Annotated in this window: 16 protein-coding genes; 7 read left to right on the forward strand and 9 right to left on the reverse strand. The window is 64.6% G+C overall.

What is annotated here, in order from left to right; translation table 11 throughout:
• Window positions 1–28: 28 nt before the first annotated feature.
• Window positions 29–898, forward strand: a complete 870-nt coding sequence (locus tag SKC42_RS00105) for a helix-turn-helix transcriptional regulator (protein WP_330962317.1) — start codon at window positions 29–31, stop codon at window positions 896–898.
• Window positions 899–1,138: 240 nt separating this feature from the next.
• Here the strand turns inward: SKC42_RS00105 and SKC42_RS00110 are convergent, their stop codons facing one another.
• The 4 genes from SKC42_RS00110 to SKC42_RS00125 are packed head-to-tail and all read right to left on the reverse strand — an operon-like array spanning window position 1,139 to window position 4,377.
• Window positions 1,139–1,951, reverse strand: coding sequence for an SDR family oxidoreductase (locus SKC42_RS00110; protein ID WP_330962318.1), 813 nt, complete (start codon window positions 1,949–1,951; stop codon window positions 1,139–1,141).
• A 14-nt stretch (window positions 1,952–1,965) separates the two neighbouring features.
• Window positions 1,966–2,715 (reverse strand): SDR family NAD(P)-dependent oxidoreductase, encoded by a 750-nt coding sequence (locus SKC42_RS00115; protein WP_330962319.1) that lies wholly within the window; start codon window positions 2,713–2,715, stop codon window positions 1,966–1,968.
• Entirely contained in the window at window positions 2,712–3,296 is a 585-nt protein-coding gene (locus tag SKC42_RS00120) for a TetR family transcriptional regulator (protein ID WP_330962320.1), read from the reverse strand. Before SKC42_RS00120 ends, SKC42_RS00115 begins: the two co-directional genes overlap by 4 nt.
• A 46-nt stretch (window positions 3,297–3,342) precedes the next feature.
• Window positions 3,343–4,377, reverse strand: a complete 1,035-nt coding sequence (locus SKC42_RS00125) for a phosphotransferase family protein (protein ID WP_330962321.1) — start codon at window positions 4,375–4,377, stop codon at window positions 3,343–3,345.
• Window positions 4,378–4,432: 55 nt separating this feature from the next.
• Here SKC42_RS00125 and SKC42_RS00130 point away from each other — a divergent pair, with 55 nt between their 5' ends.
• Window positions 4,433–5,671 carry an acyl-CoA dehydrogenase family protein gene (locus SKC42_RS00130; RefSeq protein ID WP_330962322.1) on the forward strand — a complete coding sequence of 413 codons (1,239 nt, stop codon included), beginning with the start codon at window positions 4,433–4,435 and terminating at the stop codon, window positions 5,669–5,671.
• Between the two features lie 77 nt (window positions 5,672–5,748).
• Here the strand turns inward: SKC42_RS00130 and SKC42_RS00135 are convergent, their stop codons facing one another.
• Complete coding sequence (locus tag SKC42_RS00135; RefSeq protein WP_330962323.1) at window positions 5,749–6,948, reverse strand: cytochrome P450; 1,200 nt, start codon at window positions 6,946–6,948, stop codon at window positions 5,749–5,751.
• A 270-nt stretch (window positions 6,949–7,218) separates the two neighbouring features.
• Between SKC42_RS00135 and SKC42_RS00140 the strand changes: the two genes are divergently transcribed.
• From SKC42_RS00140 to SKC42_RS00155, 4 genes are all read left to right on the forward strand, one after another.
• Window positions 7,219–8,628 carry a phenylacetate--CoA ligase family protein gene (locus SKC42_RS00140; RefSeq protein WP_330962324.1) on the forward strand — a complete coding sequence of 470 codons (1,410 nt, stop codon included), beginning with the start codon at window positions 7,219–7,221 and terminating at the stop codon, window positions 8,626–8,628.
• A 10-nt stretch (window positions 8,629–8,638) separates the two neighbouring features.
• On the forward strand, window positions 8,639–9,331 hold the full coding sequence (locus SKC42_RS00145; RefSeq protein ID WP_330962325.1) for a hypothetical protein: 693 nt from the start codon (window positions 8,639–8,641) through the stop codon (window positions 9,329–9,331).
• Window positions 9,332–9,684: 353 nt separating this feature from the next.
• Window positions 9,685–10,464: an SDR family oxidoreductase gene (locus SKC42_RS00150; protein WP_330962326.1), complete on the forward strand. Its 780-nt coding sequence runs from the start codon at window positions 9,685–9,687 to the stop codon at window positions 10,462–10,464.
• A 178-nt stretch (window positions 10,465–10,642) separates the two neighbouring features.
• Window positions 10,643–11,509 carry an alpha/beta fold hydrolase gene (locus SKC42_RS00155; protein ID WP_330962327.1) on the forward strand — a complete coding sequence of 289 codons (867 nt, stop codon included), beginning with the start codon at window positions 10,643–10,645 and terminating at the stop codon, window positions 11,507–11,509.
• 434 nt (window positions 11,510–11,943) lie between these two features.
• Here the strand turns inward: SKC42_RS00155 and SKC42_RS00160 are convergent, their stop codons facing one another.
• From SKC42_RS00160 to SKC42_RS00175, 4 genes are all read right to left on the reverse strand, one after another.
• Window positions 11,944–12,867, reverse strand: coding sequence for an NmrA/HSCARG family protein (locus SKC42_RS00160; RefSeq protein ID WP_330962328.1), 924 nt, complete (start codon window positions 12,865–12,867; stop codon window positions 11,944–11,946).
• 66 nt (window positions 12,868–12,933) lie between these two features.
• Entirely contained in the window at window positions 12,934–14,085 is a 1,152-nt protein-coding gene (locus tag SKC42_RS00165) for a thiolase family protein (RefSeq protein ID WP_330962329.1), read from the reverse strand.
• Window positions 14,082–14,492, reverse strand: coding sequence for a Zn-ribbon domain-containing OB-fold protein (locus SKC42_RS00170; RefSeq protein ID WP_330962330.1), 411 nt, complete (start codon window positions 14,490–14,492; stop codon window positions 14,082–14,084). Before SKC42_RS00170 ends, SKC42_RS00165 begins: the two co-directional genes overlap by 4 nt.
• A gap of 122 nt (window positions 14,493–14,614) precedes the next feature.
• Window positions 14,615–15,007 carry a hypothetical protein gene (locus tag SKC42_RS00175; protein WP_330962331.1) on the reverse strand — a complete coding sequence of 131 codons (393 nt, stop codon included), beginning with the start codon at window positions 15,005–15,007 and terminating at the stop codon, window positions 14,615–14,617.
• A 97-nt stretch (window positions 15,008–15,104) separates the two neighbouring features.
• Between SKC42_RS00175 and SKC42_RS00180 the strand changes: the two genes are divergently transcribed.
• Window positions 15,105–15,524, forward strand: coding sequence for a hypothetical protein (locus tag SKC42_RS00180; RefSeq protein WP_330962332.1), 420 nt, complete (start codon window positions 15,105–15,107; stop codon window positions 15,522–15,524).
• The last annotated feature ends 111 nt before the right edge of the window (window positions 15,525–15,635 follow it).

Genomic DNA, 15,635 nt, shown 5'->3' on the forward strand with positions numbered 1-15,635 from the left:
CGGTTTCCGTTTGGCAGGATCGATAGTCATGGCGTCAAACTCCGAGCAGCGCCGCCGCGAGCTTGCGGCGTTCCTCTGTGCGCGACGGGCAGCTTTGTCACCCGATCAGGTAGGCCTGCGTCCCGGCGTGCGACGCCGCAGGGTGCACGGATTGCGCCGCGAGGAGGTGGCGAACCTGGCCGGGGTCAGCTACAGCTGGTACACACGCTTGGAACAGGGCCAGGACATCCACGCGACCGCCGAGGTCATTGACAGCATTGCCGACGCCCTGCAGCTGACCGACGACGAGCATCGGCATCTTCGCCGCCTGGCTGCGCTACCGCTGGAAGCTGCCGACAACCAAGATGAGTCGGTTGATGAACACACCCGCCAGTTGCTCGCGCGGCTGTCGCCGGCCCCCGCGTACGTGCTCGGACCACGGTCGGATTATCTGGCCTGGAACGACGCGCTCTCGGCGGTGTTCTGCGATGTCGCCGCGCTACCCGCCGATCGGCGCAGCGTGCTATGGGCGACGTTTACCGTACCGGGTGTCCGTGACTCCCTGGTGGACTGGGAGGGGCATGCTCGCCGCGTCGTAGGGCAATTCCGCGCAGAAGCCGCCGCCCATCCGACGGACCCGCGATTCACCGCGATCGCCCACGAATTGTCCTCTGTCAGCGAGGAATTCAGCCAATGGTGGTCCAGCCACGAGGTGGTGCGCGCGGCGGGCGGAGCGCAATCGTTTCGCCATCCGGCCGTCGGCGTCCTGTCCACGCATCTGATGCAGCTGCGGCTGCTCGACCGACCATCGCTGAAGCTGATCATCCACCACCCGTCCACCGATGAGGATCTGCACAAGCTCGATCGGATCCGCGGCTCGGCATGCTGGGACGCACAGATCAGCTCGGCTGGTCAGTAGCTCGATCGCCTAAAGCGGTTCGCACCGCTCGCCATGTCCGGCGACGCGCTCGCCTTCTTCGATGATGGATCCGCCGACCAACGGCAAATCACGACTATTGGCACGGCGCCCGAGGAGCGTGTCGGACCTCTTCAGCGAGATCCCCGACGGTACAGGGTTTCTGATGCTGCCCGCCCTCTTCGCGTTGACGTGGCAGCGAACATTGCTCGATCGGACTCGCGTGAAACGAGCCGTCAGCCTTCACTGCCCGGTCTGGCTATGTCCCGCCATCTGAATCTTCTGCAGTCGCTGGTTGGTGCGGGCCAGCCAGGCGTCATAGTCGGTCGCCTTGCGCAGGAAGGACTCTCCCACCCGGGGATGGGGTAGCGCCAGAAACTTGCCGGCGACAGCGGCATCGAGTGCCTGGCGAGCACACTCCTCCGGTTCGATGACGTCACCGAGAGCGGCGATCTCGGCAGTGGGCGTGACGCTTTCATCGTCCTCGTTGCGTCCCAGCATCCCGGTGTTGACCGCATTCGGGCACAGGCAGGTGACCTGGACGCCGCGGTGCGCGTAATTCAGGGCTATCCATTCGGCGAATCCGAGTGCGCCATGCTTGCTCAGTGTGTAGCCCATGAATGACGGTCCAGTGATCAGCGCCGCCGACGAAATGGTCTGGATCAGCCAGCCCTCACCGCGTTCGAGCATGCCCGGCAGCACCGCTTGCGCAGCCCATACGTGGCTGAGCAGGTTGACGTCGACGATATGCCGCAATTGCTCCGGCGTCTGGGTGAGACCGTCGCCGGTGTCGGAATATCCGGCGTTGGAACAGAACACCGACACCGGTCCGAAAGCCTGCTCCGCCTGGGCAACCAGTGCTTTGATGTCATCTGGCGAACCGACATCGCAGGCGACGGCGAGACCATCGATCCGTGCGGCGACCCGTTGGGCGCGTTCGACGTTGAGATCCGCCACCACGACGCGGGCACCCCGGCCGGTGAGTTCTTCGGCCAGCGCCCGGCCGATTCCGTGTGCGCCGCCGGTCACGACCGCACAGCGTCCGTTCAGCTTCATTTCGGTTCCCGCTATCAGAGATGGCCGCCGTCGACAGCCAAGATTTGCCCGGTGGTGAAACTCGCCGCATCGGAAGCCAGATACAGTACCGCGCCGGATATTTCGTCAGGCGTTCCGATTCTGCCCAGCGCTGCTGTGGCACTGGCCAGGTCGCGTTCGGATTGTGGCCAGGCCTTCATCACGTCGGTCTCCACGGCGCCTGGCATCACCGCGTTCACCCGCACCTTCGGGGCGAAGGTCTGCGCAAACGACTTCGTGAGGTTGTTGAGCCCCGCTTTGGCGGCCGCGTAGACGATGGCGTGGCCGGCGCCGATCTGGGCCGAGATCGTCGAAATGTTGACGATGTTGCCGCCGCCGTCGGCGGCCATCCGGGTACCGATCAGCGCGCTCAGCCGGAAGGGACCTTTGAGGTTGAGTGCGATTGTCTTGTCGAAGAGTTCCTCGCTGATCGAATCCACACCGTCGTAACGCAACGAGGAGCCGGCGTTGTTGACCAGGATGTCGATCCGGCCGGCGGCCTCATAGGCCTTCGCGACCAGACGGTCGCATTCCGACCAGCGGTTCACATTGGCGGGCAACGCATATGCGTGTCCTCCGCTGGCCGTGATCTCGGCGGCGGCCTCTTCGCAGGCGTCGGATTTCCGGCTGGTCACGACGATATCGGCGCCGGCCGCGGCCAGTCGAGCGGCGATGGCACGTCCGATGCCCCGGGTGGCGCCGGTGATCAGCGCGGTCCGCCCCGACAAGTCGAAGCCGTCAGTCATCGCCTGCGCTCCTCGGACTGGTCGAATTGGGCGAGCCCCTCCTCCAGCACGGCCAGCGCCGCGCCGATGCGAGCCGCCGGGTCACCGCGGCCGCCGGACTGCGCCCAGGCGCCGAATTCCGCTGCCGCAACCGCATTCATCGCGGTGACGATCACCCGGGCCTGGCCACGCGTCGCGGCGGTGTTGGCTGCGAAGCGGGCGACGATCTGCTCGACCAGATCGGAATCGTTGAGCAGGCGATGACCTCGGCTGCGGGCATTGAGTTCGGGTGCCTGCGCGAGGATGCTGCCTAGCTGCGCGGCCCGCGCCCGGTCGGCGGGTTCGACGCGAGAGGTCGACAAGAATGCCTCACGTAACGCTGTGACGGGTCCTTCGTCAGCCGGGCGGGCGGCTACCGCGGCAACGAGGCGATCCCACAGGTGGCGTTCGTACGCCAACAGCACATCGTCCTTCGTCGCGAAGTACCGGAAGAAGGTGCGCTCGGAAATGCCCGCCGCTGTGGCGATGTCGGCGACGGTGACGTTGTCGTAGCCCTGGTCGGCAAACAGATGCACGGCGGCTCGGCCGATGTCGTCGCGCACAAGTCGCCGGCGCCGCTCGGTGAGTGGTTCGGTCATGCGCGCGGCCTCATTTGCGCTGCCCGCGGGCGAATTCGGCGGCCCCGGCGAACAGGCGAATCACCCGCGGTCCCATATCGGTTCGATCGGGATCAGTACCAGCCTTGACCTGCCGAGCATGCGACCCCTCCAGAATCACCGCCAGCTTGAACAGCGCCAAAGCCTGGTAGTAGGGCAGCGCGGTGAGGTCGCGGCCGCTGAGTTCTGCGTAGCGGCTCGCCATCTGCTGACGGCTCGGATAGCCGGCCGATCCGCCCGCCTGTTCGGTGATGATCGGATCTTCGCCGGGTTCGGTCCACCGCGCGAGCAGGTGTCCGATGTCGAGCAGCGGATCGCCGATGGTTCCGGTGTCCCAGTCGACGATTGCGGCCAAGCGGGCCGGCGGCTGCGGGGCGACCATCACATTGAATGGGCTGTAGTCGCCGTGGATGATCGCAGCCGGGCTCATGGTGGGGGTGTTGGCGGTCAGCCAGTTGGCGACAAAGTCGAGTTCGGGCAGATCGCGGGTGCGGTAGCGCTCCAACTGGGCGAGCCAACGTGGCACTTGGCGCTCCAGAAATCCCTCGGGCTTGCCGAGGTCAGCCAGACCGCGCTGCCGCCAGTCCACCGCGGCCAGGTGGACCAGTCCGTCGACGTAGGCCGTCGCCAGGCCGTGCCGCAGGGCGATGTCACCGAGGAAGGGTGCGGGCAGCTCGAATCCCGGCGTGAATCCATCCACCACGCCCATCAACATGAACTCGCTGCCCAGCACTTCGGCATCATCGCAGTAGAGCACCGGTTGTGGATGTGGCACGTCGGTGCCCTCCAACGCCTGCAGGATGCGCCACTCCCGCAACGTGTTCGAGGCGCTTGGATCGTTCTTGACCGCCGGTGGCCGACGTAACACCCAAGCGTGCTCACCGCGCGTCACCCGGAACAGCACGTTGGCCGTACCGGTCCCCTCGCCGATTCGTTCAGCTGTCATCGGCGTCCCACAGCCGGGTAACTGGTCGCCGATCCAGCAATCAAGTCGGTCGACATCGAGAAGTGCGGCGGTCGAAGTCATCCGCCGACGTTAGCCCGTATTGACAGTGACTGTCAACGATGTCAGCCTATGCCACATGGTTGATTTCGAACTTCCTGATGAGATTCAGCAACTGCGGGCCCGCGTCGCGACCTTCATTGACGACGTGGTGCTGCCGGCGGAGCCGCAGATCGGCACCCGGCCGTTCTTCGACATCGTCAAAGATGTTCAGGACAAGGCCCGCGGGGAAGGGTTGTGGTGTCCCTTCGTACCGGTGGAGTACGGCGGAATGGGGCTGGGGCACCTGGCCAATGCCGTGGTCCAGGTCGAGGTAGGCCGCTCGTTCAGCCATCTCGGCGCCTGGGCGATGAACTGCATGGGACCGCAGGACGCCACCATGCTGACCCTCATCGAACACGGCACCGAACCGCAAAAGCAGCGCTACCTGGTTCCGCTTGTCAATGGCGACATCCGCGTGTGCTTCGCCATGACTGAACGGGCCGCCGGCGCCGACGCCACCGGAATGCGGACCCGCGCGGTTCGAGATGGAGACAACTGGGTGCTCAACGGCGAGAAGTGGTACACCTCAGGCGCATCCATCTCACAACTGGCGCTGGTGATGGCCAAGACCGACCCGGATGCCCCGCGGCATCGGCAGTACACCACCTTCCTGGTGGAGCTGCCCAACCCGGGTTTCGAGATCGTCCGCAATATTCCGATCATGGGCGAATCCGATATCCCAACCTACCAGGACGAAATCCAGATGGGCCACGCCGAAGTGCGCATCAACGACCTCGTGGTACCCCACGAGAACATTCTCGGCGGACTTGGACAGGGCTTCGCCATGGGCCAGCATCGCCTCGGCTACGGCCGGCTGCGGCACGGAATGTGGAGCATAGCGAAAGCCCAAGCAGCGCTTGACATGGCGGCCTCGCGGGCATGCGAGCGGGTGACATTCGGCAAGCGGGTGGCCGACCGCCAGGGCATTCAATGGATGCTCTCCGACTGTGCCGAGAAGCTCTACATCACGCGCCTGATGATCCTGCACCTGGCCTACAAGATGGAACGCGGGCTGGACCTACGTATCGAAAACTCGATCGCCAAGACCTACATCGCCAACATGCTCATCGACATCGTCGACACCGCCCTGCAGATTCACGGGTCACTCGGATACTCACACGATCTGCCCTTAGCGGCCTGGTTGGCGGAGGCGCGGATGAACCGCATTGTCGACGGGCCCGACGAAGTGCACCGCTGGACCGTGGGGCGCAGCGTGATCAAGGCGTTCGAGGCAACGGGCACCACCGCGAGCGTGGCCGGCGGCGAGCTCTTCTGATTGCCGAATACCGGTGGCGACGACGCTTGCGACCGGCTCGGCGGTCCTGCGCCGCCGAGTCCGGGCGTTGCCTAACGTCAGGCGGACGGCGTGAACTTCACCGGCAGTTTCAGCGCGGCACGTACCGCGGAGTTGTTGTATTCCAGCGGTTCGGTGGAGTCGACCTCAAAGTCAGGGATCGCTGAGAGCAGTTCTTCGGTGGCGATCCGCAGTTCCAGGCGCGCCAGGTGCGAACCCAAGCAGCGGTGCGTGCCGCTCGCGAACACGATGTGGTTGGTGCGGCCGCGGTCGAGCTTGACCGTCAGCGGGTCCTCGAAGGCAGCCGGGTCGACATTGGCCGCCGACCAGACGGCGTGGATGGCCTCTCCGGCCCGGATCACCAGCCCGTCGCCCAGGTCGATGTCCTGCTCGGCGTAGCGCATGCCGGCCGGGACCGGCGACTCGTAGCGCAGCAATTCTTCGATGGCAGCCGGGATCAGCGAGTGGTCGGCGGCCAGCCGGTCACGCTCCTGCGGATGCTGGCCGAGCCAGGCATAGATGCACGACATCGAGGAGGTCACCGTGTCCAGCCCGGCGAACATGAACAAGAACATGATGTTGACCATCTCCTCGTCGGTCAACGGCTTGCCGTCAACCTCGGAGTGCAGCAGCGTCGAAATGATGTCGGGCTTCTGCTCAGACTCGGCTTTGCGCTCGGCTAAGAACGTCGCGAAATACTCATAGATCTTCATCGCGGACGCCATCATGTTGGTCTCGGCCTCGGCCATCGTCTCGCCCTCGGGATGGATCACCCCGTCCTTGAACTCAACAAAGAAGTCGAGATCCTCAACCGGCGCCCCGAACAGGCGCAGGAATGTCAAGCACGGCAACGGCACACAGTACGAGTCGTGCAGCTCGGTGTGACCGGCCGCGGCGAACTCCGCGATCAGCTCCCGCGCCAGCTTGCGGATCTGATCCTCGAGAAAGGCGATCTTCTTGGGCGCGAAGATCGGATCAAGCAGACGCCGCCACTTCCGGTGGCCCTCCCCGTCGATCTCGAGCGGAATCAACTTGCCCTCGTGACCGAACGAACCACCACGCCCACCGGTACCCAGAATCGCCGGGTGCCGATTGATGGCCACGATGTCTTGCAAGCGATACAGCGTCACCACACCCTCGACCCGCTCGGCACGGACCTCGGCGGCCTTTTGGTGGTAGATCGGCTGTGGCTCGGCCATGTCCTTGACCTGCACAGTCAGCGGGGCGAAGCGGGGGTCGAATCGGGTGGCTTGCGTCATCGGTACCTCACTGTCGAACGAGGGCTACGGCATCGACTTTACGTCGTAACGTGATGCACGGCACAGTACCACCTTCTTGGTCGCGGCCTCCACTCCCGGCCGATAGCATGTCGATCCGGCAGGCGAGAGTGAACGGCGCCTGAACCCCTCCGCGCCACCCTGCGAGCCCCTCGAGCAGCCCAGCGGGTGGAGTCGGCGACCTTGCAATCCACCAAATTATCTACCAGAATGTCCTGTGTTCTAGTTCACGCTACATATGAGGTGTGGGCATTGCCCGATGTCCGCGCAGCCGCGACGTCGACGACGACGAAGAGGAGAACGGTGGCCAGCCAGCTGCAGGGTGCCGCGGCATCCGCGAGTGCGGGATCCCGAACCGAAACCGCGGACCGGTACTTCTACGAGCCCGAGATCGAGACCGCAAGCCGGGATGAGATCCGTGCCTGGCAGGAACGTCGGGTACTCGAGCTGATCCCCTACCTGTGGGAGCGGTCCGGGTTCTATCGTGACCTCTGGTCGAAGGCTGGCGTCACTCCAGACGACATCGCCTCACTCGACGACTTCTATGCCAAGATTCCGACGTTCTGCAAGGCCGACCTCCAAGCCTACCGCGAGCGCACGGGCGATCCCTTCGCAGGCGTGCTGTGTGTCAAGCCGCAGGAGCTGACGTCAATCACCTCCACCTCCGGCACCACCTCGCTGCCGGAGTTCCTGCCCGAACTCTGGGATGCGGCCTGGCCAATGCCCATCACCTCGGCGCGGGCGCTGTGGGAGATGGGATTGCGACCGGGAGACCGCGCACTGGTCCCCGCGGGATCCTTCCGAGGGTACTGGGACGACTACTACCGGTTGCTCGGCCTTACGCCCGTCTATATCGACGGCTGGATGGGCGAGGGCGAGCACATTCTCAACGCCATCAAGCGCCATCAGGTGCATTACTTCCAGATGTTCATGCCGACGTTGATGGAGTTCGAAGCGCTCGAGGCCAGATACGACATCCGAGACATGTTGTCGTCGTTGAAGGGTGCGGCGTTCGCCGGCCAACCGATGAGCGCGACGTTGGCCCGCAAGGTGCGCGAGGACTGGGGCGTGAACCTGTTCATCTGGACGAGTGCGGGCGACACCGGAGCCGCCTGGCAAGGTGCCGAGCGCGACGGTTACTTCCTGCAGGAGGACACCATCCTGCCCGAAATCGTCGACCCGGTGACCGGCAGGCCGGTTGGGGAGGGCGAGGCAGGCGAGCTCATCGCCACCGACTTGGACAACAACGTCGCGCCGTACATCCGGTTTCGCGCCGAGGATCTCGTCCGGGCTACCCGACACCCTTCGGACAACGGTCGCACACATACCCGAATCTGGGTCCTCGGTCGCGCCGGTGACGCGATACGAATCGGCGCGAAGTCGTTGGTGCTCAATGACATCTGGGGCCCGGTGGAATCGTTGCCTGAGTGCGGCGATGCGCTGTTCCAGATTGTCAAGTACGCGCCCGAGATGGACGAGTTGCGGATCCGGATCGGCTACACCCCGGAGAAAACCTCCGACGTCGACGAATTGCGTTCCCGCGCGGTTGCGGTGCTGGAGGAAAAGCTGTGCGTCAAGTCCGTCGTCGAGCTGATGACGGTCGAGGACATCCTGAAGACATCGTCGAGTGTGGCGAAGTTCCCGCGCACGGTGAAAGCATGAGAGGTCGGCGATGAGTAGAGCAACGATGGCCGCGGCATCTGCGGCGGTACCCCGACCTGACCTGTACGGCATCGGGTCCTGCAAAGTGGGCACCGAGATCCACGAATTTGAGATCGGCTGGGATGAGGCCGAACGCGACAACGCCTGGGCGCTAGACGTTTTGCGCACCACCGGTCTCAGTAGTGACGATCTGGCGCTGTTAACGTTGCCGAACTGGGAAGGACCGTGGTTCAGTCCGCTCGTGGCCGGACTGCGCAGCCTCAAGGTGACGTTGGCGCTGGCGGAGAACTATGGCTGGGACGCCCGCCGTGCCGCACACATGATCCGCAACCTGAAGCCGAGGGCCTACGTCGGGCTGTGCGCCGAGACTCTGCAAGGGTTCGGCGGGCATGGTGATGATGTCGCCGAACTGCTCGCCGACATCGAATTCGTCTGGGCTCGCCACGATGCCCTGACCCCACTTTCCACCCTGGGCGTTGAGGCGTTGCCCCTCGTTCCGCTGGGACCGGCCCTGGCGATCGGGCTCCCCGGAGTGGGCGCGGTCGTCAATTCCGCCGAGTGGAGCGTCGCGACTCTCGACGGACAATTCGTGGTGTCGACCGCAGCGGACCGTCGGACGCGATTCGTCGACGTCGAGACCGGCATCTGTGGGCGCGTGGGCGCGAGCGTCGTCCAGGGCACCCTGGTCGAGTTCGACCTCTGAGCGCTGGGCCGCGCTAGGAGCGGATCCGTTTCAGCCGCGACGAACCTAGCCATTCTGGGCCGGTGGGAAAGTCTGGACTCAAAGTCGTGCACGATAGCGACGGTCGCGTAGTTGTTCGGCCACAACGCCTTCCGGCGTGCTCGACAACAAGTCGGGGCCACAGTCGGTGAAGACCCGGAATTCTACGCACAGGCCAAGTTTCTGGTCTATCTGGCTGAATCACAGCTAGCAGAAACTGTGCCCACCGCGCACCACCGCGACGTGAACATATTGCGATCCGCCGCTGCGGAACGGGGTAAATAGTTGTATCGTTTAGCTGTTTTGGTAAACCACCCGCGAGGAGACCGTCTGCAATGACACGCAATCTCAAGGCCGATTCGGCGATCGTCACCGGTGGCGCGGGCGGACTCGGCGAGTCCACCGTTCGACGACTGCACGCCGACGGGCTCGGTGTGGTGATCGCCGACCTCGCCGACGAGAAAGGTAAGGCGCTGGCCGACGAATTGGGCGATCGCGTGGTTTTTCTCAGCACGGACGTCACAAGCGACGAGAGTGTCGCCGGCGCCATCCAAGCGGCGCAACACCTGGGCACGCTGCGCTATGCGGTCGCTGCTCACGGCGGCTTCGGCGGAAAGCCCGAGCGGGTAGTCGGACGCGACGGCTCACCAGCCGACTTCGACGCCTTCCGCACGACAATCGACGTCTACCTCGGGGGCACGTACAACGTGGTGCGCCTGGTCGGTTCGGCCATCTCGCAGGCCGAGCCGGGCGACGACGGCGAGCGCGGCGCCATCGTCATGACCGCGTCCATCGCCGGCTACGAGGGACAAATCGGCCAAAGTGCCTACGCGGCAGCGAAGGCCGGTGTAATCGGGCTGACCATCGCGTTGGCCCGCGACCTCAGCTCCGCTGGCATTCGGATCAACACGATCGCCCCAGGCACGATGTTGACTCCGATGATGGCGTCGGTTGGCGAGCAAGCCCTGGCCCAATTCGCCGCCAACGTGCCGTTCCCCAAGCGCCTCGGCCAGCCCAGCGAGTTCGCCGACGCCGCGTCGTTCCTCCTCAGCAACCACTACGTCAACGGCGAGGTGCTCCGCTTGGATGGCGCGCAACGCTTCCAGCCGAAGTAGCGATAGTCGCGCCAGTCCGTGGACTGCGCACCGCGAAGTTGCACCTCCAGTCCGCGGAGGTTCACGTACATGCTCGGAGGTGGCCGCCGTTCGCCCCCGGCCGCGATCGAGACACCCGGCTTTACGGCGTACATGTGATCGGGATAGCGTCGATACAACGCCCATCGAGAGGTAGCCGATGACCCGTCCCCACGACGCACCGACCGGTTCCAGCAGGACGACGACGTTCCAGGGCTTTGGAGGCCTTCAACTCGCGGCCGATGAGTGGCTCCGCAGCGGCCAGACCGTGTTGATGCTGCACGGTGGCGGCCAGAACCGACACTCATGGAAGAAGACCGGACAGGTGTTGGCCGATAACGGATTTCACGTCATCATCCTCGATGGGCGCGGTCATGGCGATAGCGAGTGGGCGTCCGATGGCGACTACTCTATTGACGCGTTCACCTCGGATGCGCGTGCCGTCGTCGATCAGGTCGGCAAACCGGTGGTGGTCGTCGGTGCGAGCCTCGGCGGGATGACCGGAATTCTGCTGGCACGGATCCTCGGTCCAGAGAAAGTCATCGGACTACTGCTCGTCGACATCGTACCGCGCGTTGAGACGGTCGGTACCGACCGGATACGCGATTTCATGTCGAGCGGGATGGAGGGTTTCGAGTCGCTCGACGAGGCCGCCGAAGCAGTCGCGGCGTACCTGCCGCACCGCACCAAACCGCGTTCACCGCAGGGGCTGACGAAGAACCTTCGTCTTCGTGATGGCCGATGGTTCTGGCATTGGGATCCGGCCTTTCTCGCCAACCCGGAGAACTCGCCGATCGGTCGGACCGACGAGATCAAGCGCGCCGCCGCTGAACTCGCAGTACCCGTCCTGCTGATCCGGGGCAAGCTGTCCGATGTCGTTTCGCAGGAGGGCGCCGAGGAATTCCTTCGCGATGTACCCACCGCTGAGTTCGCCGAGCTCTCCGGTGCCGGCCATACGGCGGCGGGGGACGACAACGACGCGTTCAGCGATGCTGTCTTGGATTTCGTCAAACGCGTGAAGTCCTGACCGCGCGGATGTCGTGTTGAGTAATACCGAACCTCCTCGCCGCGCCAAGGAGATGGAATGCGGTGCGGCCGCGGTGAAGCCGCAGCGCGTGACCGCGGCCGACGCGCGCCGAGCCCACCGAGGAGGTCGACGGCTTCAGCCGACGAGTTCTAGTCCTACCCGTTTCTCGGCGTGCGCACCGCGGGCAGGTCAGGGTATCGACGACCAGTCGCACGAAATTGGCATCGATGGTTTGTCCGCGGCACCCTGCAGCAGGACAACCACCACTAGCACATCGGCGACCAATGACCAGTGGCGGCAGGCCGATATCTCGCCACGACCGGCGGCCCGCGCCAGAATTTTGGAAACCTCCACATACGCGGATCGATGAAATTATCAGCACGGTAGGCGATGTCGCCGGGAGAGAACCGTGCTCGGCCTAGCAGCCGGCGCGCTTATGGCCCTCCGAGCTCGAAATCCAAACGGTGCCGGTCGGCCCATTCGGCGAACGATTCGAGCGTCAAACCATGCGACCGGGCACGGTCGAGGTCGACCCGGTATCCCTCGACGTTGGCCCACTCTTGGCTTCCCGTGACGAGAGCCGAGTTGCCGGCGGTGATAGCCTCCTCGGGAGGTAGTGCGCGAGCCGTAACTGTGCGCCCGGTGGCTTTCGAGATCGACGACGCAACCTCGTCCATCGTCAGTGACACCGCCGCCAGATCGATCTCTTGACGATCCCAGCGCTTCGGATCATCGAATGCCGCCGCCGCGAAACGCCCGACATCGGCCGCCGCGATCAGATCCATCCGCGTCTCAGATTGCAACGCGGTGGCAATCTCCCCACGAGCCAAAGACGGAAACAACCATGCAGCTTTCGGTGGAATGAAGTTGTCCATCATGAACGCCGGCTTGAGAATCACCCAATGTGGAAACCCTGCGGCCTTGACGGCCTGGTTCACTGCCGACTTGCCTTCCCAATACGGTGGCCACCAACGCTTCTCGTCCCAGCCGACGAAGTTGCGCTCCTCACCGGCCCGCGCCACCGAGGTGTGCACGAAAATGCCGACTCCGGCCCTGCGTGCGGCGTCGATCAGCAATTTGCCGGTGCGCAGCTCACCGTCCAAATCCTTTGGACTCGTGGCCATTTGAACGGAGAAGACGCCAACCGCGCCCGAAGCGGCCTCAGCAAGACTATCTCCGTCATCGAAATCGCCCTTGACGAGTTCGACTCCGGCCTCGGCCAACGCGGCGGCCGAGGCCGACGATGGGTTACGCACCAGAGCTCGCACTTCGGCACCTTGGGCAAGCAGGGCGTCGACCACTGCACCGCCCTGCGCACCCGTTGCACCGGTAACGAGGATTGGGCCATCGACATCCATCACATCCCTCCTATGACGAAGCGGTGACGCCAAACCGGAACCAAAATCCGCAGCCACACACTGCGGTCAGCGTGACAGGATCGACACCGCCGACGCGCCCGGTGCGCCGTAGAGGTGGGTGTATCCCACCCGCGGGTTGTTGGGCACCTGACGGTCGCCGGCCCGGCCCTGCAGTTGCAGCACGATCTCGTAGACCTGACGCAAACCTGAAGCCCCGATGGGCTCGCCGTTGGCGATCAGCCCACCGTCGGTGTTGACCGGTAGCCGTCCGCCGATCTCGGTGTCGCCGTCGGAGATCCACTTCTCCTGCTCACCGTCGGCGCAAAAGCCGTTCTCCGCCATGTGAATCAGTTCCGACCCGGCGTCCGTGTCCTGCAGTTGCGCGACGTCGACGTCCTCGGGGCCGATTCCGGCCCGCTCGTATGCTGCGCGCGACGCATCCACCGTGGGGCTCGGGACTGAGTCGAGCGGCAGCGACGGGCTCTGCAATTCGAAGGCACCCTCGCGACGGGTACGGAGTTCCGCGGCACGCACGTACACCGGGGTAGGGGTGAACTCATGCGCGATGTCGGCGCGGCACAGCACCAGCGCAGCGGCACCTTCGTCAGGGTTGCAGTACATGTACTGCGTCAGTGGGTAATTCACCACTGCGGAGTTCAGGATCTCCTCCACCGAGATCGCCTTGCGGCGCCAGGCCTGGGGATTGATCGCCCCATTGGAGAGGTTCTTGGCCGCGATACGCGCGAGCGACTCCACGGAGATCCCGTGGTCGTGCATGTACTTATTGATCTTGGTGCCGAAGAAGTGCGTCGTGAGGAACAGCCCCGTCTGGCCGTACCAGCCCGGCAGCCCCACCACGGACGGGTCGGCGGCGAACGCTCCGCGCGGATGCTTGTCGAAGCCGATCGCCATCGCGACATCGGCCTCGCCGTGCCGGATCGCCTGCTCCGCCATCTGCAGCGACGTCCCGCCGGTCGCGCACCCATTGAACACTCCACGCACGGGAATACCCGTCAGGCCAAGCCAACTCACGATCGCATCGGGATTGGATACCTCGTAGCTTCCCGCGTACGCCGCCTGCACGCGAGTCCACTCTGTGCCCGCATCGGCGAGCGCTAGCTTGGCTGCTTCCGCGCCCATCTCCAACGCGAGTTTGTCGCCGTAACGGCCGAATGGGTGTAAGCCCACACCGACGATTGCCACGTCCGTCACGGTCATTCCCCTTCCACGGGAGCGAATGCGTAAGTCAGCACTTCGGTACCGTCGGGCCGGGTGGTGTACGGAATAACCACCACCTCCATTGGCTGGCCGATGGTCAGCTTGGACGGGTCGGACTCAGTGAAGCGGCCCTGGACCAGTAGCTGCCCCGGCAGCTCGACATAGCCGAGCGCGTAGGGCCGGAAGGTTTCGGCCGTGTCGTTACCGTCGTACGGCGGAGACGGAGGCCGGAACTGCTGGGTGGTGAACCCCCATAACGTGCCACGGCGCTTGAGCAGGACCTGCGCCTCCCCAGGCTTGGCCGGAAACGTCAAACGACCGTCGTGTTCCGAGGCGATCAGCTGCGGCTCATCCGATGGCCACGTGAACAGGCCCTCCGCGACCGGCTGTTGGTTCGCGCCCAACATTGCTCCCATCATTACCGCCGCACCGTGCCCAACGCGCAGCGAAGCGCTGACTCTATTATCTAAATAATTTAGCTACGCACACTGGCAGGCGTCAACCCGGCGCCTGTCGCCCGGCGGTCTTCTCATGCCAGGGCCAGACTCCATGCGGCAAGCCGATCCCACAGCATCTTCCGTGTGGACGCGAAGTTGTGCATGTGGGCCATCTGCGGGCTGACGAAGACCGTTACGTCAGAGGAATTCTCGTAGGCCGCGGACTCTCGGTGCGGCGCCGGGAGAACATCGCGTTCGCCGGCCCCCACGAACACCGGACAGTCGATCGACGCCGCATCCTCGGCGACGCAACCCGGCGACAGCATCGCGACAGCACAGTTGGGTATGGTGGCACTCCCGAACGGCGGCGCCTCGGTGCGCAGTGGATAGCCCCCACGGGTGTCTGCCTCCACAATGTCGTGGGGAATGTCCGACCAGAAGAACGGATAGAGGAAGTCCGGAATGCGCGCAGCCGCGTCGGCCAAGGATTGTGTGTGTGTGTGGGTCCGCATCGCGACGGCCGTAACCGACCTGTTCGGCAACCTCGGCGGATACCGACTGGTCAGGAAAGGGTAGGACGGTGTGTATGGCGCTGAAACCGAGCACAGCTATGGCGTCGTAGGTGCGATGGTGGGCGGCCATGATGATCGTGATCGCGCCGCCCATCGACTGACCGACTCCAATGCGCCGCGCGATGCGAATCGGCGGATACCCCGCGACAGCGTTCCCCGATTCGAGCAGCCGCGCTATCCGCTGCACTGCGGCGTGATTCGCCGCGGCGATGTCCTCGGCCCGCACATCATCGCATACCGCGGGGGTGCTGTCCCCAACCCCGAGGTGGTCGATCGCGACCAGGACCAGCCCTCGCGACACGTGGTGGTCGGCCTGCGAGTACCCGTCATGTCCCGGGAAGCGCATGTCGTAGTAGCCGCGGCTGTATCCTCCGCCGGGCAGGGCGAACAGGACCGTGGCGCCATCCGCGAGCGAGTCCGCCGGAGGTAGGTACACAGTGGCCGCCACCGTCAGTCGGCCGGCGATCCCGCAACTGCCCGACACATCCACGGCGAGATCATGTCGGATCGCGTTCTTGGTTGTCGTCTGGTTCAGGTCTGT

Origin of the sequence: Mycobacterium sp. 050134, assembly GCF_036409085.1 — a bacterium.
Taxonomy (GTDB): Bacteria; Actinomycetota; Actinomycetes; order Mycobacteriales; family Mycobacteriaceae; genus Mycobacterium.

Coding starts and splice junctions, on each gene's coding strand:
- SKC42_RS00105 (WP_330962317.1), top strand. CDS start 29: ATGGCGTCAAACTCCGAGCAGCGCCGCCGCGAGCTTGCGGCGTTCCTC.
- SKC42_RS00110 (WP_330962318.1), bottom strand. CDS start 1,951: ATGAAGCTGAACGGACGCTGTGCGGTCGTGACCGGCGGCGCACACGGA.
- SKC42_RS00115 (WP_330962319.1), bottom strand. CDS start 2,715: ATGACTGACGGCTTCGACTTGTCGGGGCGGACCGCGCTGATCACCGGC.
- SKC42_RS00125 (WP_330962321.1), bottom strand. CDS start 4,377: ATGACTTCGACCGCCGCACTTCTCGATGTCGACCGACTTGATTGCTGG.
- SKC42_RS00130 (WP_330962322.1), top strand. CDS start 4,433: ATGGTTGATTTCGAACTTCCTGATGAGATTCAGCAACTGCGGGCCCGC.
- SKC42_RS00135 (WP_330962323.1), bottom strand. CDS start 6,948: ATGACGCAAGCCACCCGATTCGACCCCCGCTTCGCCCCGCTGACTGTG.
- SKC42_RS00145 (WP_330962325.1), top strand. CDS start 8,639: ATGAGTAGAGCAACGATGGCCGCGGCATCTGCGGCGGTACCCCGACCT.
- SKC42_RS00150 (WP_330962326.1), top strand. CDS start 9,685: ATGACACGCAATCTCAAGGCCGATTCGGCGATCGTCACCGGTGGCGCG.
- SKC42_RS00155 (WP_330962327.1), top strand. CDS start 10,643: ATGACCCGTCCCCACGACGCACCGACCGGTTCCAGCAGGACGACGACG.
- SKC42_RS00160 (WP_330962328.1), bottom strand. CDS start 12,867: ATGGATGTCGATGGCCCAATCCTCGTTACCGGTGCAACGGGTGCGCAG.
- SKC42_RS00165 (WP_330962329.1), bottom strand. CDS start 14,085: ATGACCGTGACGGACGTGGCAATCGTCGGTGTGGGCTTACACCCATTC.
- SKC42_RS00170 (WP_330962330.1), bottom strand. CDS start 14,492: ATGTTGGGCGCGAACCAACAGCCGGTCGCGGAGGGCCTGTTCACGTGG.